Source organism: Rathayibacter sp. PhB179, assembly GCF_004345345.1.
Lineage (GTDB): Bacteria > Actinomycetota > Actinomycetes > Actinomycetales > Microbacteriaceae > Rathayibacter > Rathayibacter festucae.
In genome coordinates this window covers 617,574-638,506 of the sequence record NZ_SLVD01000001.1, presented here as the reverse complement: position 1 = coordinate 638,506, position 20,933 = coordinate 617,574, and the positions used below count along the sequence as shown (strand labels likewise).

Here is a 20,933-nt window from a genome sequence, read left to right as displayed (position 1 = left end):
GCCTCCGCTGTCAGGGGAGGCCCCCTGCTCTCAGCTGATGTTGTGCGCACCCCTGCCGGTCGAGGAGCCAGCAGGGGCGTTTCGAGACCCGCCGTCACCAGCAGGGCGGATCTGCAGACTCGTGTTCTGACTTCGGTGGATCCACCGGGAAGAGGCGGCGGCCAATTTGCTGGTCGAGTAGCCCCGCAGGGGCGTATCGAGACCCACCGTCCTCAGGGCGGCGGGTCTGCAGACTCACGTTCTGACTTCGCTGGATCTACTTGGAAGAGACGCCCGCAGACATGCTGGTCGAGTAGCCCCGCAGGGGCGTATCGAGACCCACCACCGCATGAACGTCAGTCTCTTCCCCGCCCTGCGCTGGCGCCGAAGGCGCCCCCTCCGCTCGATACGCCCGCTCCGCGGGCTACTCGATCAGCATCGGCACCCCGAGGCGATCTGCGCCGTCCGGCCGTAGCGTGGCGGGATGACCACCAGCACCCACCCCGACGACCTCCGCGCGCAGTACCTGCGCGTCTACGACGAGCAGCTCCGCACCGACGCCGAGACACCGAGCGCCGTGGCGGTGACTCTCGCCGGGCCGCTCCGGCTGGTGACCTTCGCCGGCGGGCGCGGCTTCGTCACCTACCGCGACCTCGGCGGGGCGGACGAGGCGGCGATCGACGCCCTCGTCGCCGCGGCCCGCGCGCACTTCGACGCCGACGCGGAGATCCGGAAGGTCGAGTGGAAGACCCGCGGCCACGACCGGGCGCCCGGTCTGCACGAGGCGCTGCTGCGCCACGGCTTCGTCGCCGAGGAGACGGAGTCGATCATGATCGGCCCGCTCGAGGCGCTCACCCGCGACGCTCCGGTGCCCGACGGCGCGACCCTGCGCCGAGTCGTCGACGAGCCGGACGTCCGCGCGTTCAGCGCGATGATCGACGCCGCGTTCGGCGAGGACGTCGACACGGACATCGCCGACGCGCTGGTCGCACGGCTCGCTCGCGGCGACGGCATGGAGCTGTGGGTCGCCGAGGTCGACGGCCGCATGGTCGGCGGCGGCCGGCTCGAGCCGGTCGCGGACTCCGACGTCGTCGGCGTCTGGGGTGGCGCCGTGCTCGAGGAGTACCGCGGCCGCGGCATCTACCGGGCGCTGACGGCCGCGCGCGCCGCCGCCGCGCTCGAGGCGGGCCGCACCCTCGTGCACAGCGACTCGACGGAGTACTCCCGCCCGATCCTCGAGCGCTCGGGCCTCGTGAAGGTCTCGACGACGACCCCGTACCTCTGGCGCCGCCCGTGAGAGGCACAAGCTGATCGAGTAGCCCGCGGCGCGGGCGTATCGAGATCCACCATCCTGCAGGGGCCGGGTCTCGATACGCCCCTGCGGGGCTACTCGACCAGCATGGACGCGGCCCGTTTCATGCTGATCGAGTAGCCCGCGGAGCGGGCGTATCGAGATCCGCCGTCCTGCAGGGGCCGGGTCTCGATACGCCCCTGCGGGGCTACTCGACCAGCATGGACGCGGCCCGTTTCATGCTGATCGAGTAGCTCGTGGAGCGGGCGTATCGAGATCCACCGTCCTCAAGACGTGGGGTCTCGCTACGCCCCTCCGAGGCCACTCGACCAGCATGGGCGGCATGGGCGCTCAGCTCGGCGAGCTGATCTCCAGCGCGATGTTGTCGGGGTCGCGGAACTCGAGGATGCTCTGGCCGCCGGCGTCCTTGATCGGCTCGTGCGCGATGCCGAGCTCGTCGAGCGCGGCGGCGGCGGCCTTCAGGGCGTCGAGGTCGGCGACGGCGAAGCTGAGGTGGTCGAGGCCGATGCGGTCCTCGTCGAAGCGGTCGCCCGCGTCGGCGACCGGGCGCAGGCCCAGCAGTCCGCCCGGGAACTGGTAGATCACTCCGCCGAAGAGGAACGCGAGCTGCTCCTTCTGCTCCTCGGGGGCGTCCGCGGGCGGCGCCTCGAAGGCGACGTCGAAGCCGAAGACGGAGTCGTAGAAGGCGCGCGAGACGGCGATGTCGCGGACGGTCAGGCGGATGTGGGCGTAGTCGACAGCGGGGATCGGCACGGTGGTTCCTCTCGGGAGCGGAAGGGCAGGAGTCGCCCTCCTCCCATCATTCGGAGCGGGCGCCGCACCCGGAGAGGGCTGGCGCCGCGCTCCGGGATCGGGTAGCGCCGCTCACTCCAGCTCGGCGGGCCGCGCCGGCTCGGCCAGCAGCGCCCGCGCCGCCATGCCGATCACCGCGCTGTAGGTCGGGTAGGCGAACCGCACGTTCGCCAGGGTCGCGACGTCGACGCCGGCCGCCATCGCGGTCGTCACGGACTGCACGACCTCGATCGCGTTCTCGCCGACGGCGTGCGCGCCGAGCAGCAACTCGCGGCGGCGGTCGGCGATCAGCGTCAGGAATCCGCTCTCGCGGTCGTCGATCACGGCGCGGTCCACGCTCGAGAACGGCACGGACGCGACGATGCACTGCGGGTCCCGCTCGCGGGCCTGCTCCTGCGTGAAGCCGACACCCGCGTAGTCCGGGTCCGTGAAGCCGCCGGCCGGCAGCAGGAACTGCGGGGTGCGCCGGTTCGCACCGAGTACCGCGTTCTCGGCCGCCGCCTCCGCCTCGAACTGCGCCGCCTGCACGAGCATGTCGCGCCCGTTCGCGTCGCCGACCGCGAACACGTGCGGCACGATCGTGCGGAAGTACTGATCGGCCGGGATCGCCGAGCGGACGACCTCGATGCCGGCGTTCTCGAGCCCCAGGTCCTCGACGTCGGCGGGCCAGCCGGTCGCCATGATCACGGCGTCGACGCCCTCGGTGCGGGCCGAGCCGTCCTCGCGCCAGGTGATGTCGATCGAGCCGTCCTCCGCGCGCTCGAGGCGCTCGACCGTCTCGATGCCCAGGTGCACGCGCACGCCCTGGCGCTCGAAGGCGCCGGCGACGTGCTCCGAGATGCTCGCGTCCGAGGTGGTGAGGATGCGTGGCGCGAGGTCGAGCAGCGTCACCTCCGACCCGAAGGCGTTGAACACCGTGACGAGCTGCGCGCCGGTGTTGCCGCCGCCGATCACCGCGACCCGGCGGGGGAGGGCGGGCAGGCCGAGCACATCCTCCGGGACGGTGGCGAGCTCGGCGCCCGGGATCGGCAGGCGGCGCGAGTGGCCGCCGACGCAGATCAGGATCGAGCGTGCGCGGATCCGCCGACCGCTGTCCAGGACGAGGGTGCTCTCGTCGACGAAGCGCGCGCGGCCCTCGTGGATCAGCTCGACACCCGCCTCCTCGAAGCGCTGCGCCTCGCGCTTGATCGAGCGGACCTTGTCGACCCGCGCATGCACGTGGCGGACGGTCGCGGCCCAGTCGACGACGGGCGTGCCGACGTCGACGCCGTAGTCGCCGGCGGTGCGGGCCTCGCGGACGATGCGCGCGGTCTTCGCGAGCACGCGGGTGGGCACGCAGCCGGTGTTGACGCAGGTGCCGCCGACGCGGCCGGCCTCGAGCACGACCACCTTCGCGCCGAGCTCGGCCGCGCGGAGGGCGGCGGCGGTGCCGGCCGGGCCCGCGCCGATCACGGCGACGTCGTACTCCTGCGGCGCGGTGGTGCCGGAGTCGGTGGCGGCGGTGGCGTTCTGGGTGCTGGCGGGCACGGCGGGGCCTCTCGGGTCGGTGCTCGGCGGAGCGGGCGGTGTCCCCGCATCCTGGCGCCCGCGCCCTCGGTTTCTCTGAGCGCCCGCGCAGGCTTGACAGGCGCGTTCAGCGCTCGGTGCTCGCGCCGTCAGGACCGCCGGGCGCGGAGGAGCAGCTCCCGGTGAGCGCGAAGGGCCGTCATCGCGCGCGCACGAGTCGGCGGAAGGCGAGCGGGGAGCCGATCAGGGGGATGCCCTCGTCGACGATGGACCGGAGCACCGGCTCGTCCGCGGCGGCGTCGCGCAGCTCGCCCTCGGACATCTCGAGGACGCGCGGGTCGTTCCCGGTCCAGGCCTTCGCGTCGCGCACGAGGGCGGACACCTGCTCGTGCCAGGCGTCCGTCGGTGCCGCGGGCTGCTGGAGGAAGAGATCGAGGTCGCTGCCTGCCCGCATCTCCCCACGGGCGGCGGAGCCGAACATCGCCGCGTAGCCCGGCTGGGGCGCCCAGCCCTCGAGGGTCGAGACGAGACGCTCGTGCAGCGTCTCGTCGAGGCGCGCGAGCTCCATGATCGCGCCGGCGGCCAGATGGGAGCGATTGAGCCGGTAGATGGTCGTCCTGCCGACCGCCTGGCTCGTGACGATGCCCTCCTCGACGAGGCGGGTGAGCGTGCGGCGGATGCCCTCGAGGGAGCGGCCGCCGATCCGTGCGCGCAACTCGCCGACGGTGAACCAGTCGTCGGCACGCGCCAGAACGGTCAGCACGTCGCCGTCGACGGTCGGCGTCACGACGGCGAGTGGGCTCTGCGTCCGCATGCGGCGCTCCTCGCTCAGAAAAGTTGGTGATCACCAAGAATTATACGCTTGCGGCGCTGCTGCGATCTTCGGCGCAGAAGTGGCGCGTCTCACGCCTCCGGGCCCGGCGTGGCGACGAGTTGGAAGCCGCCCTCGACGGAGCCGTCGGGGCGGAGGGTGACGCGCGTGTAGACCGGGGTGTCGGTGCCGGTCGCCGTGCCGACGACGTCGAGGGCGTCGCCGGCGAAGAAGGCCTCGAGGCCGGTGCAGCCCGCCGAGAGCGAGCCGTCGGGGCGCTCGAGGGCGAGGCAGATCCGGGTGGCGTCGGGCGCCGTGAGCAGCAGCCGGTCGTCCTGGGCGGTCTCGAAGGTGGGGCTGTAGACCTCGGCTCCGCCGGAGATCAGCGAGAGGCCCGGGGGGACATCGGTGGTCGCCGCCCAGCCCTCGACGAGCGCGGCGAAGCGGTCGGCGGCGTCCGGAGTCGGCGTGGGGGAGGCGGTGGTCGAGACCGGATCGGGCGTCGCCGCGCCGATGACGGAGGCGGTGGCCGCGCCGACCACGAGCCCGCCGACGAGCAGCCCGGCGCCGAGGAGGACGAGGCGCGACCGGGCGGGGGGCGCGGCGGGCGAGGGTTCGCCGGCCGTCCGCGCGGGTCCGGCGCCTCGCGGGCCGGGCTGCGCCTCCGGGGCAGCGGCGGTCGGGAGCCGACGCTGCGCTTCGGCTTGCAGTGCTTCGGCGCGCTGCGCCTCTATCCGCTGCGCCTCGACCCGCAGCGCTTCGGCCCGCAGCGCCTCGTCGCGGTCGTCCCCGGTCGGGCGGGCGTAGAGCGCGCGCTCGAGATCCTGGCGCTCGTCGTCCTCGTCCTGCACGCCGTCAGTATGCCGGAGCGTCGCCTGGCCGGCGGGTCGATCGGCGGCTCAGGGCCCCATCGTCCCGGTGCCGGGCGTCCCGTCCACCCGCAGGTACTGCAGGCGCACGACTCCGCGCGGCGAGGTGACGGCCGGCCCGTCGAGCCGCAGGTTCGTGGGCACGGCGCCGCCGCCGAAGACCGGCTTGCCGGAGCCGAGCAGGATCGGGTGCAGCCACAGGGTGAGCCGGTCGAAGAGCTGCTCGGCGAGCAGCGTCTGCACCAGGTCGAGGCTGCCGATCACGTGCACGGCGGAGTGGCGCTCGCGCACCTCGCGGACGGCGGCCGGCAGGTCGGCGCCGAGCTGCACCGAGCCGGACCAGGGGAGTGGCGGGGTGCCGCGGGAGGCGACGTACTTCGGGATCCGGTTGAACAGCTCCGCGATCGGCCCCTGCTGCTGCGGCCAGTAGCCCGCGAAGATCTCGTAGGTGCGCCGTCCGAGCAGCAGGGCGTCCATGCCGGCCATCCCGTCCAGGACCTGCTCGCCGACCACCTCGTCGACCAGCGGCGCCTGCCAGCCGCCGAACGCGAAGCCGCCGCCCGGGTCCTCCTCCGGTCCGCCGGGCGCCTGCGCGACCCCGTCGACGGTGCTGAACAGATCGATGTCGAGGGTTCCCACGGTGCGCTCCTCTGCGTCGGCGGCTGCGGCCCACGGTCCCACTCGAGCGAGGGCGGGGCAAGAGGCCGCCGCGTCATCGCGGCCTCGGCCGCGTCACGTGTCCGGGGACACCGGCGCAACGGCACGCAGTCCCCCGTTAGAGTGACACTCCGTCGATCCGCGCCCGGATCCCCGGCAGATCCGCGCCGGGCGGGCGATCGCGCCCTGTACTCCTGCTCAAGCCCGGGGCTACGGTTCGACTCCACTCACCTCGGGTGTCACGAGCCCACGCTGTCGTGGGCGGATCGCTGCGCAACGATGCCGCACGGAACTCCTTCCCACGTCCGACGAGACCGGGCCCGTTGGAAGGTGGGGATCGCGGCGTCGACCGGGATCCTGCTCCTGTCCGCGGGGCTCCTCTCCGCGACCGCCGCCCAGGCGGCCACGGCGCCGACCCTCGGGAGGGCGGGGAACTTCTCGGTCCTCGGCGGATCGACCGTCACCAACACCGGCGACACGCTCCTGCCGCTCGACCTCGGCGTGAGTCCCGGCACTGCGATCACCGGCTTCCCGCCCGGCGAGGTCCTCGGCGCGACGCACGCCGCGGACGCCGACGCGATCGGCGCGCAGTCCGACCTGGTCAAGGCCTACGACCAGCTGACCTCGCAGGCCACCACCGAGTCCGTCGCCGGCGACCTCGTCGGCCGCACCTTCACTCCCGGCGTCTACACCGCCTCCGGCCCGATCGGAGTCACGGGCACCGTGACCCTCGACGCCGAGGGTGCGAACGGCGCCGTCTTCGTCTTCAAGGCTGCCTCCACCCTCATCACGGGCTCCGGGAGCCGGATCGAGCTGATCAACGGCGCGCAGGCCTGCAACGTCTTCTGGCAGGTCGGCAGCTCCGCGACCCTCGGCACCTCCTCCGACTTCGCGGGCTCGATCCTCGCGCTGACCTCGATCACCGTGACCAACGCGGTCACCGTCGACGGCCGCGCCCTCGCCCGCAACGGCGCCGTGACCCTCGACGACGACACCTTCGTCTCGTCCTCCTGCACCCCGGCGACCACCGCCCCGCCGACCACGGCACCGCCGACGACGCCGCCGACGACCCCGCCCACGACCCCGCCGACGACTCCTCCGACGACTCCTCCGACGACTCCGCCGACGACGCCGCCCACGACTCCTCCGACGACTCCGCCGACGACGCCTCCGACGACGCCTCCGACGACGCCCCCGACGACGCCTCCGACCACGCCTCCGACGACGCCTCCGACGACGCCTCCGACGACGCCGCCGACGACTCCTCCGACGACTCCGCCGACGACGCCTCCGACGACGCCGCCGACGACTCCTCCGACGACTCCTCCGACGACTCCTCCGACGACGCCTCCGACGACGCCGCCGACGACTCCGCCGACGACGCCGCCGACGACTCCTCCGACGACGCCTCCGACGACGCCGCCGACGACGCCGCCGACGACGCCGCCGACAACTCCGCCGACGACGCCGCCGACGACGCCTCCGACGACGCCTCCGACGACGCCGCCGACGACTCCGCCGACGACGCCGCCCACGACGCCGCCGACAACGCCTCCGACCACGCCGCCCACGACTCCGCCGACCACCCCGCCGACGACCCCGCCGACGACGCCTCCGACGACGCCGCCCACGACGCCTCCCACGACGCCGCCCACGACGCCTCCGACGACGCCGCCCACGACGCCGCCCACGACGCCGCCCGTGGTGACGCCGACCCCGACACCCACCCCGACGCCCACGCCCACGGTCCAGCCCACGCCCCGGGCCTCCACTCCGCCGGTGATCCCGGCGAAGTCCGGGACGCCGCCGACCAGCGGACTCGCCTCGACCGGAGTCGAGACCGGTGCCGGTCTGTCGCTCGCGTTCCTCGCCCTGGGCGGCGGCGCACTGCTGCTGCTCCAGCAGCGACGAGCACGACGCCGCAACCGCAGCTGATCACCGCGACGCGGCGCTGCCGCTGAGAGGGGGAGCCGAGCCTCCCCCTCCCGGCCGGCGGGTGCCGTGGTGACAGCACCGCGGCACCCGCACAGCAAAGGCTGAGAGCGCCGGATCCCTGACAAGCAGGGGGGTCCGGCGCTCTCAGCCTTCTCTGCGCCGTGCGGCGCGCGCCCGGTTCAGCCGGACGGGTTCTCGACCGGGTCGCCCTCGGGGTCGGTCGCCGTCTCGGGGTCGACCTCGTCGGGCTCGACCGGCTGGGTGTCGGGGGTGCTCTTGTCCGTCATGGGATCCTCCTCGTTGCTCGTTCCGCGGTCGGTCCTGCTCCCGCGGGTGTTCGGATCGTGCGTCGGCCACGCTACGGTCCGCCCGGCCCGCCGTGACCCCCGTTGACGCGAGCGGGGGGAGCGTGAGCGGGGCCGTTCCGCGCGTGCCCCGCGCAGAGTCCGCGAGCGCGCGTGGCAGTCCGCCGTCTCCTCCGCAAGGCCTGGCTGCACTTCGGCGCGATTCGTAGGGTGAGGGCTCCCGAGTCGAGGAGCAGGCGCGCCAGATGATCCGAACCACCGTCACCATCGAGGGCAAGACCTACGGACTCTCCCAGGGGACGGACGTCGACGATCTCAAGGAGTCCGCGACCCGCGCGACCCAGGCCGGCGGCGGACTCATCGACTTCGTCGTGGTCGGCAACCGCCAGGTCAGCGTGCTGATCTCCTCCGGCGTGCCGGTGATCTTCGAAGAGGTCCAGGTCCCCGACGACGACCGCGACACCGGCGACCTGCAGGAGCCGTGGGACGACATCGACTACCTCGACTGACCCCGAACCTCCGCCCGGACGCCTCCCGAGGGAGCGCCGCCCGCGCGGTCTCAGACGCCTGAGGGGCGCCGCCGGCTGGACCCGGCGTCCCTCGGGCTCCTTCCCTCCTGCACCCGCCGCTGCGATCCGCGTGTCAGAGGGCGGTGGACTGGTCGTCCTCCGCACCGGCGTCGGCGAGCTCGCCCGCGACGAGGATCGCCGCAGCGCTGCCGAGGGCCGAGCGCACCTGCTCGGCGCTGATCTCGAGGAGGTCGGCGATCACCGCGACGTCGTGCCCGCCGGTGTGGCGCAGCAGCCAGCACTGGCGCTCGAGGGCGGGCAGGCCGTGCAGGCGGCGGTGGAACGCGGAGCGGAGCAGGTCGTCCTCGCGGAGCCCGACCGGAGCGGACGCCGGAACGAGCGCAGTGCGGCGGCCGACGCTGTGACGGCCGATCTCCGTCCGTGCGATCTCGAGGGCCGACTGCTCGTCGACGATCCGCGGTGATCCCGAGCGGAGGGTGACCGCGGCCTGGTGCAGGGCGGCGGTGGCCATCGACTCCGAGAGCGTGAGCCGGTAGGCGTAGGCGTAGAGGCCGGCGGTGCGGTTCAGCGCGGGGGACTGCGCCTTCTCCGCTCTCGCGGGCTCGGCCGTCGCGGGCAGAGCGTTCGCGGGCAGGGCGTTCGCGCTCACGGGTCTCTCCTCGTCTCTGCGCGGCCGGGGCGGGCTCGCGTCGAAGCCGATGCTAGAGGTGTTGAGAACGATCGTTCTACCCTTGACTTTCTCAGGCCATTATCGATACATACGCATCTTCGCTCGCCGTCACTCGCGCGCGGAGAGGATGCAGAACTCGTTCCCCTCCGGATCCGCGAGCACCACCCACGACTGCTCGCCCTGGCCGACGTCGATCCGGGTGGCGCCCAGCGCGATCAGCCGGTCGACCTCCGCGGCCTGATCGTCGGGCACGAAGTCGAGGTGCAGGCGGTTCTTCACGGTCTTCCGCTCCGGGACGTCGAGGAAGAGGAGGCTCGGGCCGCGGCCGGACGCGGGCAGCAGCTCGATCCCCTCGTCGTCCTCGTCGACGATGTCCCAGCCGAGCGCCTCCTGCCACCAGTGCCCCAGGGCGCGGAAGTCGGTGCAGTCGACGATGATCTCTTCGAAGCTCAGGCTCATGCCGCCGACGCTAATCGGCGTCCGCGGTGTCGCGGAAGGGGTCGCGGAGATCGGTGGAGAGAGCCCCGCACTCGGCACCTGGGGAGGAGCCCGTGCCGAAGCGGCACGACGGCTGGCTCCGGAGCGCGCGGTCCGGAATCCTCGAGCGGAGCCGGACGCACGCGCCGCGCTCGCCGGAGGGAACGACATGAGCAGCGAGCACGAGCACGAGCACGAGTACGACACCGAGCCCGGGACCGAGCACGACACCGAGCGCGGCACCGAGCCCGGGACTGCCCGCGAGCACTGGGAGGCGCGCTACTCGGACTCCGACCGCGTCTGGTCGGGCCGGCCGAACGCGACCCTCGTCGAGCTCGTCGGCGACCTCACCCCCGGCCGCGCCCTCGACCTGGGCTGCGGCGAGGGCGGCGACGTCCTCTGGCTGGCGGCACAGGGCTGGACCGTCACCGGCCTCGACCTCTCCGAGACCGCGCTCGAGCGCGCCCGGGCCGAGGCGCTCGCCCGGGGTCTCGTGATCGACGTCCGCCAGGCGGATCTCGGCGCCGACTGGCCGGTCGAGGGCGTCTTCGACCTGGTCGCGTCGAGCTTCCTGCACTCGATGGTGGAGCTGCCGCGGATCCCCATCCTGCGCCGTGCCGCCGATCTCGTGGCGCCCGGCGGAGTCCTCGCGGTCGTCTCGCACGCGGCCGCGCCGCCCTGGTCCGCGCACGCGCACCGGCACGAGGGCGGGCCCGTCCTCGCCTCGCCCGAGGAGGAGCTCGCCGCCCTCGCCCTCGATCCGGCCGAGTGGACGCCCCGGCTCGTCGAGACCCGCGAGCGGACGGCGACCGGACCCGACGGTGAGGACACGGTCCTCCTGGACGGGGTCCTCCTCCTCGAGCGCGCTTCGCCTGCACGCTGAGGCGCCCGCGCCGCCGCCGCCGCTCCTCCACAGGAGCTCTTTCGCGGAGTTGTCTTAGGGATGCTCAAGACGGCAAAGCGGGTGTCGGCGGTCCCTGCTTCGATACTCGTATGGATGAGATCAGCGGCGCGAGCAGCGCGGAGGAACCGAGCGGGCCGGTCGCCGCGGTCGGCGCGGTGCTCGGCGTCGCCGCCGACCTCGGTGTCACATCGGCGCGGTTCCTGCTCACGCGGGCCGAGGCCGTGCATCTGGCGTACCGCACGGCGCTCACCGCTCCCGAGGAGTTCGCGCGGGGCGGCGGCCTGTCCCGGAGCGAGGCGAGCAGCCTCGTCGAGCGGTCGATCCGGGCGCAGTTCGCGGTCGCGCTACGCCTGTCGGAGCGGGCGGCGTCGAAGGTGATCGATCGCGCGATCCTGCTGGTCGAGGAGCTGCCGTGCACGCGCTCCGCGGTGGCGGAGGGACGCCTCCTCTGGGAGTCGAGCGAGGTGATCTGCGCGATCGCCGCGACCCTGCCCGCCGCCTCTCGCGCCGCCTTCGACGAGCGCGCCGCAGGCGTCGCGCCGGACGTGACGCCGACGCAGCTGAGGCGGATCGTCGCCCGGCTCCGCGACGAGCTGCACGAGGAGCCGTTCGCTCAGCGCCATGCCCGCGCCCGCCAGGACCGCGCCGTGTGGATCTCGCCCGAGATCGACGGGATGGCGACTCTCTGCGCGCTCCTCCCCGCGCCGGACGCGATGGGCATCGGGGATCGTCTCGACCGCATCGCCCGCTCCCTCCGGGAGGGCGGCGACGAGCGCACGCTGGCTCAGCTGAAGGCGGACGTGCTCACCGATCTTCTCCGCGACGGCGACATCGCCGGGACGACACCCGCGAGCGACGGTCCTCAGGTGTCCGAGTCGTACGTCCCCGGGATCCGAGCCGAGGTGCGGCTCACCCTCGCCGCGTCGACCGCCGCGGGACTCGACGACGCACCAGCCGACCTCGACGGCTACGGCCTCATCCCGGCCGACCTCGCCCGCGCGCTGGTCGAGACCGGCGCCTCCTTCACCCGCGTCCTCACGGATCCGGACACCCGCGCGGTCGTCTCCGTCGGCCGCACCTGCCGGGTCCCGCCCCCGCAGATGCGCCTGCATCTGCAGCTCCGAGACCAGACCTGCCGCTTCCCGGGCTGCACCCGCAGCGCCTCGAGGTCGGAGGCGGACCACACGATCGAGTGGCGCAACGGCGGCGAGACCGCCCTGGAGAACCTCGCCTCCCTCTGCACGTCGCACCACCACGTGCGCCACGGCGACCGCTGGACCTACGTCCCCCTCCCCGACGGCGGCATCGTCTGGACCACCCCGACCGGCCGCACCGTCACGATCCGCCCACCCGCTCTGGCCGGGGCGCCGCCGGGCCCCCGCTTCGAGGACATCCCGCCCCCGTTCTGACGGACGCGGGTCTCGATACGCGCTGCGCGCTACTCGACCAGCATGATCGCCGCGCCGACACCGGGCTGGAGCGATCCATGCTGATCGAGTAGCCCTCGGAGAGGGCGTATCGAGATCCACCGTCCGGCAGAACGCTGACTACCGTGGTCCCCGTACCCCGCACCCTCCAGGAGGCACCATTGCCGCTCGATCCCTACCTCGCCGCCCGCCTGCCGTTGCTCGACGGAGTCGCCTACCCGCTCGACGCGGCGCAGGCGGCGAAGGTCGCCGAGTTCGAGGAGGACCCCGGTCCGTGGTCGCTCCCCGAGGGCGTCACCGTCTCCGACGCCGCGATCGACGGTCCGCACGGCCCGATCCCGCTCCGGATCTACGCGCCCGCAGAGCCCGCTGCCTCCGCCCTGCTCTGGGTGCACGGCGGCGGCTTCCAGGCCGGCGACCTCGAGATGCGCGAGTCGCACGTCGTCGCCGCCGAGCTCGCCGCCCGCGCCGGCAGTCGCGTCGCCTCGGTCGGCTACCGCCTCGCGAGCGCCGAGGTCCGCTTCCCCGTCCCGCTCGACGACGTGCAGGCCGCCTGGCGCCACCTCCGCGCGGAGACCCCCGACGCGCTGCCCGTCGCGATCGGCGGCGCCAGTGCCGGCGCCGCCCTGGCGCTCGCCGCGACGCTCCGCGAGCGCGACGCCAGCACCCGCCTCCCCGACCACGTGCTGCTCGCCTACCCGTTCGCGCACTTCCCCAACCCCGCACTCGACGACGCCGTGATCCGCGAGCTGCTGCCGCTTCCGCCGCTGCTGCGCTTCCCGACCGCCGGCATCGAGGACATGGTCCGCACCTACGTCGGCCGACTCTCCGACCTGCCCCCGCACGCGCTCCCCGGCGCGGCGCCGCTGCACGGACTGCCGCCGACCTCGGTCCTCGTCAACGAGTTCGACGAGCTGCGCAGCTCGGCCGAGCTCCTGCTCCGCCAGCTCGCGGAGGCGGGCGTCGCCGCGACCGGCTACCTCGCGCAGGGCATGCCGCACGGCCACCTCAACCGGACGCCCGCGCTGCCCGAGGTCGACCGCTCGCTGGCCTTCTTCGCCGCTCAGCTGCGCGCGCTGACGCAGGACAGGCGGTGAGGTCCCCGAACCCGCCCTCGGCGCCCCGGCCAGCACATGGTGATGAGATGTCCTGTCTGCGCGGTCACCGGTCGTCGGTGCTGGGCTGTGAGTGATGGCCGGAGCCGTACGCTGCCCACCGCGTGACAGTGGGCCGGATTGACCGCCGGCCCGACGGTGTGTGCTCGCTCCGGTGCGCCTACCGACTCACCGCCCGACCGCGCCCCGCAGGGCGCTCCGGCTCACTCCTGCAGCAGATCGACCTCCCAGTTGGTGCGCTGGATCGCGGCGTCCAGGTCGCGCAGCTCGCGTGCGAGCACGTCGGCCCGGGCGCGCAGCTCGCGCACCGGCAGCGCCGGCAGCCGCCGCAGCTCGCTGCGCAGCTGCCGGTAGCCGCGGTCGCCCGCCGCCGCGTCGGCCGCGCGCACGACGATGCTGTGCTGCGACCGGAGCGCCTCGCGCCGGGCGAGCGCCGCGGTCAGCCGCACGCCGTCGGGCGTGGTCGCCGTCGTGTTCGTCAGATTGACCGCGGTGACCAGCCGCTCCAGCGCGTCCAGCGCGCGCAGGCACTCGGCCAGCAGCTCCGACGGGTCCTCCGTCGGCTCCTCGCCCTCCTGGTAGGAGGCGTTCGCGACGATCCGCGACTGGAGGGCCTCGATCCGCTTCTGCAGATCGGCCCGCTCGAGGAGTGCTTCGGCAAGCTTCATGCCCCCAGGCAACCACACGCGCGGCGTCCTCGCTGCCCGTCTAGGCTGCCGATCGTGCCGCTGCAGAATCACCCGGGAGACGTCGAGTTCCCCGTGCGCTCGCGCCTGCGCTACGCGCGCGTCGCGGACGCCCACCGGCGCGCCCCCGGCGGCGGGATCGGCCGCCGCGCACTGCTGGTCACGGCCGTCGCCGCTCCGCTCGGGATCGTCGGCTTCGTGCTCGGCCTCGCGAGCGCGGACGGCAGCACCGGACTGCCGATCTTCACGTTCGGAATCGGCCTCGTCCTCGGGCTGGCCCTCGCGTCGATCGCCTTCCAGATCCGCGACGCCGGAGCGCCCCGCCGGCAGCAGGTCGCCTACCGTGCCGAGGCGCGGACGCCCGCGCCGACTCTGCGCCAGCAGCAGCTGCTCGCCCTCGACGCCGTCAGCGACTTCTCCTTCGGCGGCTGGAACTCCTCGCTCGCCTTCCAGCCCACCTGGGCCGAGCTGCCCGCCGAGCTGCGCGCCCGCTTCGTCGACGGCGCCAAGGGCTCGCCCTGGCCGGAGCTGCCGATGCCCGCGCTCACCGAGCAGCGCGGCGCGCTCGACCGCGACTTCCGCATCGCCTCCGCCGAGGACGTCGAGCTGTTCGTCGCCGACGTCCTCGCCCGCGGTCCGCTGTCGACGCGCTTCGCCGAGGTCTCCGCCTCGGAGGACGCCGAGCGGATGCGCTCCCGCATCGCGGCCCTCACCGGCGAGAGCGAGTTCCACCTGCTCGAGCGCGCGCAGCCGGTCGGCGGCCGCCCGCCCGTGCTGCTGCTCGCCGGCGACGCCGAGCGCACGATCGGAGCGATCCGCTACGCCTACGTCGCCGGCTACCTGACCGCCGACCGGGCCTGGGAGCTGCTGGAGAGCATCGGCTCCCGCGTCTTCGCGCAGTACAGCGGCTGGGACGGCTACTGGCGCGACGCCGCCGTCGCGATCGCGTTCCGCACCGACTCGCTCAGCGCCGTGCAGCAGTACCACCGGCTGCGCGGCGAGCTGCTGGCGTCGGACTGGCCGGCGGCGAGCAGGCCGTACCCGGAGAGCGCATCGTGACCGAGTCGCGTCACGATCCCGAAGTCCCCGACGACCGCGACCCCACCCAGCAGGCGCTCGAGGCGATCCAGCGGATCAGCAGCGGAGGCGATCCCGCCGCCGCGGCCTTCGCGCTGTCGAACGCGTGGACCGACCGGCAGGTCGACCGGCTCAAGGCCTTCTGGCGGCGGTCGCGCCGGGACACCAGCGGCTACTGACATCGGAGGCTCATAGGCGACGCAAAGGCTCCCGCCTGCCGCGCCGGTCACTCTGGGGTTCCCCCGAGCCCCCGAGTGACAAGGATCCCCCGATGTCCCGCATCCCCGAGCCCGACCGCACCCCCGACGGCCTCCGCTACGAGGGCCGTGCCCTCGTCCGCCCCGACGACGAGGTCGTCGACCAGGGCCTCTCCTTCGACGTCGGCACCCTGCTGAGCCGCCGGATGCTCGATCGGCGCCGCGTGCTCGGCCTGATCGGGGTCGGCGCCGCCACCACGGCGCTGGCCGCGTGCTCGGCCGTCGCGGGCAGCGCCTCCGGAACCGCGACGAGCAGCGCGAGCAGCAGCGCCGCCGCGACCACCGGCGAGATCCCGGACGAGACCGCCGGTCCCTACCCCGGCGACGGCTCGAACGGCCCCGACGTGCTGAGCGACTCCGGCATCGTCCGCAGCGACATCCGCTCGAGCATCGACGGCGGCGCCACCGCGGCCGGCGTGCCGCTCGCCTTCACCCTGACGATCCTCGACACCGCGAACGGCGGCGTCCCGTTCGAGAACGCCGCCGTCTACGTCTGGCACTGCGACGCGTCCGGCGGCTACTCGATGTACTCCGACGGCATCACCGAGGAGACCTACCTCCGCGGCGTGCAGGTCGCCGACGCGAACGGCGAGGTCGGCTACACCTCGATCTTCCCGGCCTGCTACTCCGGCCGCTGGCCGCACATCCACTTCGAGGTCTACCCCGACGTCGACTCGATCAGCGACTCCGGCAACGCGATCGCGACCTCGCAGCTGGCCGTCCCCGAGGACGCCTGCACCGCGGTCTACGCGCTCAGCGGCTACGAGGGCTCGAGCGAGAACCTCGCCCAGGTGAGCCTCGACGACGACAACGTCTTCGGCGACGACGGCGGCGAGCTGCAGCTGCCGACCGCGACCGGCGACGCCACCTCCGGCTACCGCTTCGCCCTCACGGTCCGCGTCGACACGACGACGGAGCCGACCGGCGGGTCGGTGCCCTCGGGCGGCGGCGGCGCGGGCGGAGGACGTCCGCCCTCGGCCTGACCGCGCTCGGCGTGCCAGGCTTGCCGCATGGCTGTCGAGGTGGGTGCGGATCTCGAGGTGTCCGCGCGCCTGACGATCCCCGCGTCCGAGCTGCAGTGGCGGTTCTCCCGCTCCTCCGGCCCGGGCGGGCAGCACGTCAACACCTCCGACAGCCGGGTGCAGCTCACCTGGAGCGTCGCGGAGTCGGCCGCGCTCACGGACGACCAGCGGGAGCGCCTCCTCCAGCGGCTCGCCCAGCGCCTGGTCTCCGGAGCGATCACCGTCACGGTCTCGCAGGAGCGCTCGCAGCTGCGCAACCGCGAGGTCGCCCTCACGACCCTCCGCGACCTCGTCGCCGCGGCCCTCGCCCCGCCCGCCGCCCCGCGCCGGCCGACCCGCCCCACCCGCGGCTCCGGCCGCCGCCACCTCGCGAGCAAGCAGCAGCGCTCCGCCACCAAGCAGCAGCGCCGCCGCCCGACGGAGGACTGAGCACGCAGGACCGGCGCTAGAGCCGGTCGCTCCGCCACTCCGCCGCGAGCTCCTCGCCGCGGGCGAAGGCCTGCTCCTCGCGCTCGCGCAGCTCGACGCGGCGGATCTTGCCCGAGATGGTCTTGGGCAGCTCGTGGAACTCGATCCGGCGCACCCGCTCGAAGGAGGAGAGCAGCTCGTCGGTGTGCCGGAAGATCGCCGCGGCGGTCTCGGCGGTCGGCTCCCAGCCGTCCGCCAGCGCGACGTAGGCCTTGACCACGCTGTGCCGGGTCGGGTCGGGCGCCGGGACGACCGCGGACTCGGCGACGGCCGGGTGCTGCAGCAGCACGCTCTCGACCTCGAAGGGTGAGATCTTGAAGTCGGACGACTTGAAGATGTCGTCGGTGCGGCCGAGGAAGGTGATGGTGCCGTCGACGGCGCGGACGGCGACGTCGCCGGTGTGGAAGTAGCCGTCGGCCCGCGCGCGGGAGGTGCGCTCGTCGTCGCCGTGGTAGCCGGACATCAGGTTGACCGGCTCGGTGGACAGGTCGAGGCAGATCTCGCCTGTGGAGGAGGACTCGCCGGTGACCGGGTCGATCAGCGCGATCGCGACGCCCGGCAGCGGCCGGCCCATCGCTCCGGAGACGACCTCGGCGCCGGGCGGGTTGGCGATGATCGCCGTGGTCTCGGTCTGGCCGTAGCCGTCGCGGATGGTGAGGCCCCAGTCGCGCTCGACGGTCGCGATCACCTCGGGGTTCAGCGGCTCGCCGGCCGAGAGGATCTCGCTGAGAGAGCGCGGGCGGGCACCGAGATCGGACTGGGATCAGCATCCGCCAGACCGTCGGCGGCGCGCAGAAGGTGGTGACGCCCGCGCGGTCCAGCTGCTCGCGCAGCGCGACCGGCGAGAACCGGGAGTAGTTGTAGACGAACACCGTCGCCTCGGCGTTCCACGGCGCGAAGAAGCAGCTCCAGGCGTGCTTGCCCCAGCCGGGCGAGCTGATCGCGGAGTGCACGTCGCCCGGCTGCACGCCGAGCCAGTACATCGTGCTGAGGTGCCCGACCGGGTACGACTCGTGGGTGTGCACGACCATCTTCGGCTTCGAGGTGGTCCCCGAGGTGAAGTAGATCAGGCAGGCGTCGGTGCTGTCGACGACGACCCTCGGCGCGATGCCGGGGGCCTCGATCGAGTCGGCGTAGTCGAGCCAGCCCTCGGGCACGCCCGCCGCGCCGCCCACCGCGATCAGCCCGACGTCTTCCGTGAGGCCCTCGAACTTCGCGGTCTCGGTCGCGTCCGCGATCACGTGCGCGACCTCGCCGCGCTCGAGGCGGTCGGCGAGGTCGGCGGGGGAGAGGAGCGTCGTGGTGGGCAGGATGACCGCGCCGAGCTTCATGATCGCGAGCATCGACTCCCACAGCTCGAGCCGGTTGCCGAGCATGAGCATCACGTGGTCGCCCTGCTCGACGCCGACGGAGTGCAGCCAGGCGGCGACCTCGTCGGAGCGCCAGCGCATCTCGTCGAAGGAGACCTTCGTCTCCGAGCCGTCCTCCTCGACGATCCAGAGGGCGGTCCTCTCGTTGCCGATGGCGATCTCGTCGAACCAGTCGACGGCCCAGTTGAAGTGCGGGCCGACGTCCGGCCAGCGGAAGGCGTCCGTGGCGGCCGCCGCGTCGGTGCGGTGCTCGAGCAGGGTGTCGCGCGCGGCGCGGAGGCGCCCGGTGGGGTTCATCCGACCATCCTCTCGCGCCGCGACGGCTTAGAGGTGAGGGCTCAGTACTTGATCGACTGCCCGCCGTCGATCGGCAGAACCACCGCGTTGATGTAGGAGGCGTCGTCCGAGAGCAGGAAGGCGACGACCGAGGCGATCTCGGCGGCCTCGCCGTAGCGCTTGGTCGGGTTCACCTGGATGAACTCCTCGGCGGCCTTGCGCGGGTTCTCGGCGTCGAGCTGCTTCATCGAGTTCTCGACCATCGGCGTCCAGATGGCGCCCGGGGCGATCGCGTTGATGCGGATGCCGTACTGCCCGTACTCGATGCCGGAGTTGCGGGTGAGGCCGACGACGCCGTGCTTCGCGGCCGCGTAGCCGGACTGGTTGCCGATGCCGGTGATGCCGCCGACGCTCGCGGTGTTGACGACCATGCCCGAGCCCTGCTCGCGCATCACCTTGAGTACCTTCTCGAGGCCGAGGAACACGCCGCGGAGGTTGATCGCGACGACCTTGTCGAACTCGTCGGCGGTGAAGTCCTCGGTGCGGTTCTGGCGGCCCTCGATGCCGGCGTTGTTGAAGAAGCCGTCGATGCGGCCGAAGCGCGCGAGGGTCTGCGCGACGTAGTCGTCGACGTCGGACGCCTTCGACACGTCCGCGATCACGGTGAGCGACTCGGTGCCCTCGGGGAGCGCCTCGACGGTCGCGGCGAGACCCTGCTCGGAGACGTCGACGAGGGCGAGCTTCGCGCCCTCCGCGGCGAGGCGGACGGCGGTGGCGCGGCCGAGGCCGGAGCCGCCGCCGGTGATGAGGACGACGCGATCGGTGAAGCGGGTGCTGCTGATATCCATAGGTGCACTATATACCTAGTAGTACTCGGGAATCTGGGCGCGGGCTCCGTGGATCCGATGCCCGGAACCGCCGCGTCCGGTGCTCCGCGTCCCTGGCAACCGCCGCAGAGACCGTCCCGCTCGGCGGCCGCCTCGGGTAGACCGGAGGGACCGACACGACCGCCGACACGAGCAGGGGGAGCCGTGAAGAGCAGGAGAAGAACGATGACCACGGGGGCCGCGCTGGCCCTCACCGGGCTGGCGCTGGCCGCCTGCACCGCCCCGGCGGAGAGCGGAGCGGAGGCGACGCCGACCGTCTCGGAGGCGCCCGCGGCCTCCTCGACCGCCTCGGCCTCGGCCTCGCCGGGCGACCGCCCGATCGGGCCCGTCCGGCTGCCCGAGGGGGCGACCGCCGCCGTCGAGTGGGTCGACGAGACCGGCGCGGTCGAGCCGCAGACCGTGCGCCTCACCGGAGAGCCGCTCTATGTGACCGTCTCGGTCGTCTGCGACACCGCCGACGCCGAGGTGACCGTCGAGGTCGAGGGCCTGATGACCACCGGCTCGTCCTGCGTCTACGACCCCGGCACCACCCGGACGACGAGCAACGGCGGCGGCAACACCGGCTCGATGGAGATCGCCGTCGACCAGGACGCGCGCATCACCGTGACGACCGACCCCGCCGACGCCCACTGGTCCGGCGCGGTCTCGACCGGCCCGCGCACCGTGCCGCTGGGCTGATCCAGAGGCTCCGGCTCGGCGCTAGCCCAGCGGCACGCCCAGGGCGGCCATGAACGGCACGGCGTCGACCGCCTCGCCGTCGACGCGGGTCTCGAAGTGCAGGTGGCAGCCGGTGGAGGCGCCGGTCGAGCCGCGGGTCGCGATGACCTCGCCCGCGACGACGGTGTCCCCGACGTCGACGAGCAGGTCGGTGTTGTGCGCGTAGCCGGTCTCGATGCCGTCGCCGTTGTCGAGCAGGATCCAGTTGCCGTAGCTGCCGGAGTAGGCCGCCTCCTCGACGGTGCCGCTCGCGGCCGCGAGGACCGGGGTCCCGCAGGCTCCGGCGAGGTCGGTGCCCTTGTGGAAGAGGTTCACGCCGGCGACCGGCTGGTCCGGGCGGGGGCCGTAGCTGCTGCTGATGTGGCCGGCGATCGGGAGCACCCAGGTGCCGGAGACCCCGGCGGCCGCGGCGGTCGACTCGCCCGCGCCGGCGGTGATCGCGTCGAGCGAGGCGGTGGGCACGAGGACCTCGGGCTTGGCCTCGGCGGCGAAGGCGTCGCGGGTGACGCTCTGCTGCACGACGCCCGCGGCGACGAAGCTCTGCGGGCGGGCCGCGGCGACGGCGTTCGCGGTGTCGGCCGCGACGGCGGACTCCGGGGTGTCGCCGACGGCGAAGGCGGGCATCGTCGAGGTGACGGCCAGGCCGACCACGAAGGTCATCGCGGCGAAGGCGGACACGCGGCGCGTCGAGGGGCGGCGGACGGCGGTGCTGCGGGCGGTGCTGCGCGCGGCGGCGGTGCGGGCGGCGGCGGTGCGGGCGACGCTGCGCGCGGCGACCTGCTCGGCCTCGCGCTGCTCGCGCAGCTGCCGGCGGGTCGGGAGGGCCTGCGCGGTCGCGGCGGAGACGGGCGCCGGGGCGTGGTCGGAGTGGTGCATGCAGTCGT

At 73.6% G+C, this 20,933-nt stretch carries 21 protein-coding genes and 1 pseudogene; 11 read left to right on the top strand and 11 right to left on the bottom strand.

Annotated features, from left to right (window positions below; translation table 11 throughout):
• The first annotated feature begins 463 nt into the window (after positions 1-463).
• A complete protein-coding gene (locus tag EDF43_RS02965; RefSeq protein WP_132435377.1) occupies positions 464-1,276 on the top strand; it encodes a GNAT family N-acetyltransferase in 813 nt (270 codons plus the stop codon).
• A 345-nt stretch (positions 1,277-1,621) separates the two neighbouring features.
• On the opposite strand, the gene EDF43_RS02960 is transcribed toward EDF43_RS02965, so the two are convergent.
• The 5 genes from EDF43_RS02960 to EDF43_RS02940 all read right to left on the bottom strand — a co-directional run bounded on the left by EDF43_RS02960 (position 1,622) and on the right by EDF43_RS02940 (position 5,908).
• The gene (locus EDF43_RS02960; RefSeq protein ID WP_123447474.1) at positions 1,622-2,044 is read right to left on the bottom strand and encodes a VOC family protein; all 423 of its coding nucleotides are present in this window, start codon (positions 2,042-2,044) and stop codon (positions 1,622-1,624) included.
• Between the two features lie 111 nt (positions 2,045-2,155).
• On the bottom strand, positions 2,156-3,610 hold the full coding sequence (locus EDF43_RS02955) for an NAD(P)/FAD-dependent oxidoreductase (RefSeq protein ID WP_132435375.1): 1,455 nt from the start codon (positions 3,608-3,610) through the stop codon (positions 2,156-2,158).
• Between the two features lie 178 nt (positions 3,611-3,788).
• Complete coding sequence (locus tag EDF43_RS02950; RefSeq protein ID WP_132435374.1) at positions 3,789-4,403, bottom strand: nucleotidyltransferase domain-containing protein; 615 nt, start codon at positions 4,401-4,403, stop codon at positions 3,789-3,791.
• An 89-nt stretch (positions 4,404-4,492) separates the two neighbouring features.
• Positions 4,493-5,251: a hypothetical protein gene (locus tag EDF43_RS02945; RefSeq protein WP_132435372.1), complete on the bottom strand. Its 759-nt coding sequence runs from the start codon at positions 5,249-5,251 to the stop codon at positions 4,493-4,495.
• Positions 5,252-5,299: 48 nt separating this feature from the next.
• A complete protein-coding gene (locus tag EDF43_RS02940) occupies positions 5,300-5,908 on the bottom strand; it encodes a dihydrofolate reductase family protein (RefSeq protein WP_132435370.1) in 609 nt (202 codons plus the stop codon).
• Between the two features lie 348 nt (positions 5,909-6,256).
• Here EDF43_RS02940 and EDF43_RS02935 point away from each other — a divergent pair, with 348 nt between their 5' ends.
• Positions 6,257-7,861, top strand: coding sequence for an ice-binding family protein (locus EDF43_RS02935; protein WP_243646210.1), 1,605 nt, complete (start codon positions 6,257-6,259; stop codon positions 7,859-7,861).
• Positions 7,862-8,411: 550 nt separating this feature from the next.
• Complete coding sequence (locus EDF43_RS02930; protein ID WP_123447479.1) at positions 8,412-8,675, top strand: hypothetical protein; 264 nt, start codon at positions 8,412-8,414, stop codon at positions 8,673-8,675.
• A gap of 133 nt (positions 8,676-8,808) precedes the next feature.
• Here the strand turns inward: EDF43_RS02930 and EDF43_RS02925 are convergent, their stop codons facing one another.
• Both EDF43_RS02925 and EDF43_RS02920 read right to left on the bottom strand, forming a co-directional pair.
• Positions 8,809-9,345, bottom strand: coding sequence for a sigma-70 family RNA polymerase sigma factor (locus tag EDF43_RS02925; protein WP_132435366.1), 537 nt, complete (start codon positions 9,343-9,345; stop codon positions 8,809-8,811).
• Positions 9,346-9,474: 129 nt separating this feature from the next.
• On the bottom strand, positions 9,475-9,825 hold the full coding sequence (locus EDF43_RS02920; protein ID WP_123447481.1) for a VOC family protein: 351 nt from the start codon (positions 9,823-9,825) through the stop codon (positions 9,475-9,477).
• A gap of 187 nt (positions 9,826-10,012) precedes the next feature.
• Between EDF43_RS02920 and EDF43_RS02915 the strand changes: the two genes are divergently transcribed.
• From EDF43_RS02915 to EDF43_RS02905, 3 genes are all read left to right on the top strand, one after another.
• Positions 10,013-10,726, top strand: coding sequence for a class I SAM-dependent methyltransferase (locus EDF43_RS02915; RefSeq protein WP_132435364.1), 714 nt, complete (start codon positions 10,013-10,015; stop codon positions 10,724-10,726).
• A 110-nt stretch (positions 10,727-10,836) separates the two neighbouring features.
• Positions 10,837-12,156 carry an HNH endonuclease signature motif containing protein gene (locus EDF43_RS02910; protein ID WP_132435362.1) on the top strand — a complete coding sequence of 440 codons (1,320 nt, stop codon included), beginning with the start codon at positions 10,837-10,839 and terminating at the stop codon, positions 12,154-12,156.
• A gap of 143 nt (positions 12,157-12,299) precedes the next feature.
• Positions 12,300-13,271: an alpha/beta hydrolase gene (locus EDF43_RS02905; protein WP_207901609.1), complete on the top strand. Its 972-nt coding sequence runs from the start codon at positions 12,300-12,302 to the stop codon at positions 13,269-13,271.
• A gap of 221 nt (positions 13,272-13,492) precedes the next feature.
• Here the strand turns inward: EDF43_RS02905 and EDF43_RS02900 are convergent, their stop codons facing one another.
• Positions 13,493-13,957: a DIP1984 family protein gene (locus EDF43_RS02900; RefSeq protein ID WP_132435360.1), complete on the bottom strand. Its 465-nt coding sequence runs from the start codon at positions 13,955-13,957 to the stop codon at positions 13,493-13,495.
• A gap of 54 nt (positions 13,958-14,011) precedes the next feature.
• On the opposite strand from EDF43_RS02900, the gene EDF43_RS02895 reads away from it, so the two are divergent.
• The 4 genes from EDF43_RS02895 to arfB all read left to right on the top strand — a co-directional run bounded on the left by EDF43_RS02895 (position 14,012) and on the right by arfB (position 16,760).
• Entirely contained in the window at positions 14,012-15,034 is a 1,023-nt protein-coding gene (locus tag EDF43_RS02895; RefSeq protein ID WP_132435358.1) for a DUF1266 domain-containing protein, read from the top strand.
• Positions 15,031-15,231 (top strand): hypothetical protein, encoded by a 201-nt coding sequence (locus tag EDF43_RS02890; RefSeq protein WP_132435356.1) that lies wholly within the window; start codon positions 15,031-15,033, stop codon positions 15,229-15,231. The genes EDF43_RS02895 and EDF43_RS02890 overlap by 4 nt, the downstream gene beginning before the upstream one ends.
• Before the next feature lie 92 nt (positions 15,232-15,323).
• Positions 15,324-16,292 carry an intradiol ring-cleavage dioxygenase gene (locus tag EDF43_RS02885; protein WP_132435354.1) on the top strand — a complete coding sequence of 323 codons (969 nt, stop codon included), beginning with the start codon at positions 15,324-15,326 and terminating at the stop codon, positions 16,290-16,292.
• A 27-nt stretch (positions 16,293-16,319) separates the two neighbouring features.
• Positions 16,320-16,760: an alternative ribosome rescue aminoacyl-tRNA hydrolase ArfB gene (gene arfB, locus EDF43_RS02880; protein ID WP_132435352.1), complete on the top strand. Its 441-nt coding sequence runs from the start codon at positions 16,320-16,322 to the stop codon at positions 16,758-16,760.
• 16 nt (positions 16,761-16,776) lie between these two features.
• Here the strand turns inward: arfB and EDF43_RS02875 are convergent.
• Together EDF43_RS02875 and EDF43_RS02870 are read right to left on the bottom strand one after the other, a co-directional pair.
• A pseudogene (locus EDF43_RS02875) lies at positions 16,777-18,466 on the bottom strand (AMP-binding protein).
• Between the two features lie 41 nt (positions 18,467-18,507).
• Positions 18,508-19,293, bottom strand: coding sequence for a glucose 1-dehydrogenase (locus EDF43_RS02870; RefSeq protein ID WP_123734567.1), 786 nt, complete (start codon positions 19,291-19,293; stop codon positions 18,508-18,510).
• 204 nt (positions 19,294-19,497) lie between these two features.
• On the opposite strand from EDF43_RS02870, the gene EDF43_RS21670 reads away from it, so the two are divergent.
• Positions 19,498-20,010: a hypothetical protein gene (locus tag EDF43_RS21670; RefSeq protein ID WP_165908994.1), complete on the top strand. Its 513-nt coding sequence runs from the start codon at positions 19,498-19,500 to the stop codon at positions 20,008-20,010.
• Positions 20,011-20,031: 21 nt separating this feature from the next.
• On the opposite strand, the gene EDF43_RS02860 is transcribed toward EDF43_RS21670, so the two are convergent.
• Entirely contained in the window at positions 20,032-20,925 is an 894-nt protein-coding gene (locus tag EDF43_RS02860) for a M23 family metallopeptidase (protein WP_132435350.1), read from the bottom strand.
• Positions 20,926-20,933: the final 8 nt, after the last annotated feature.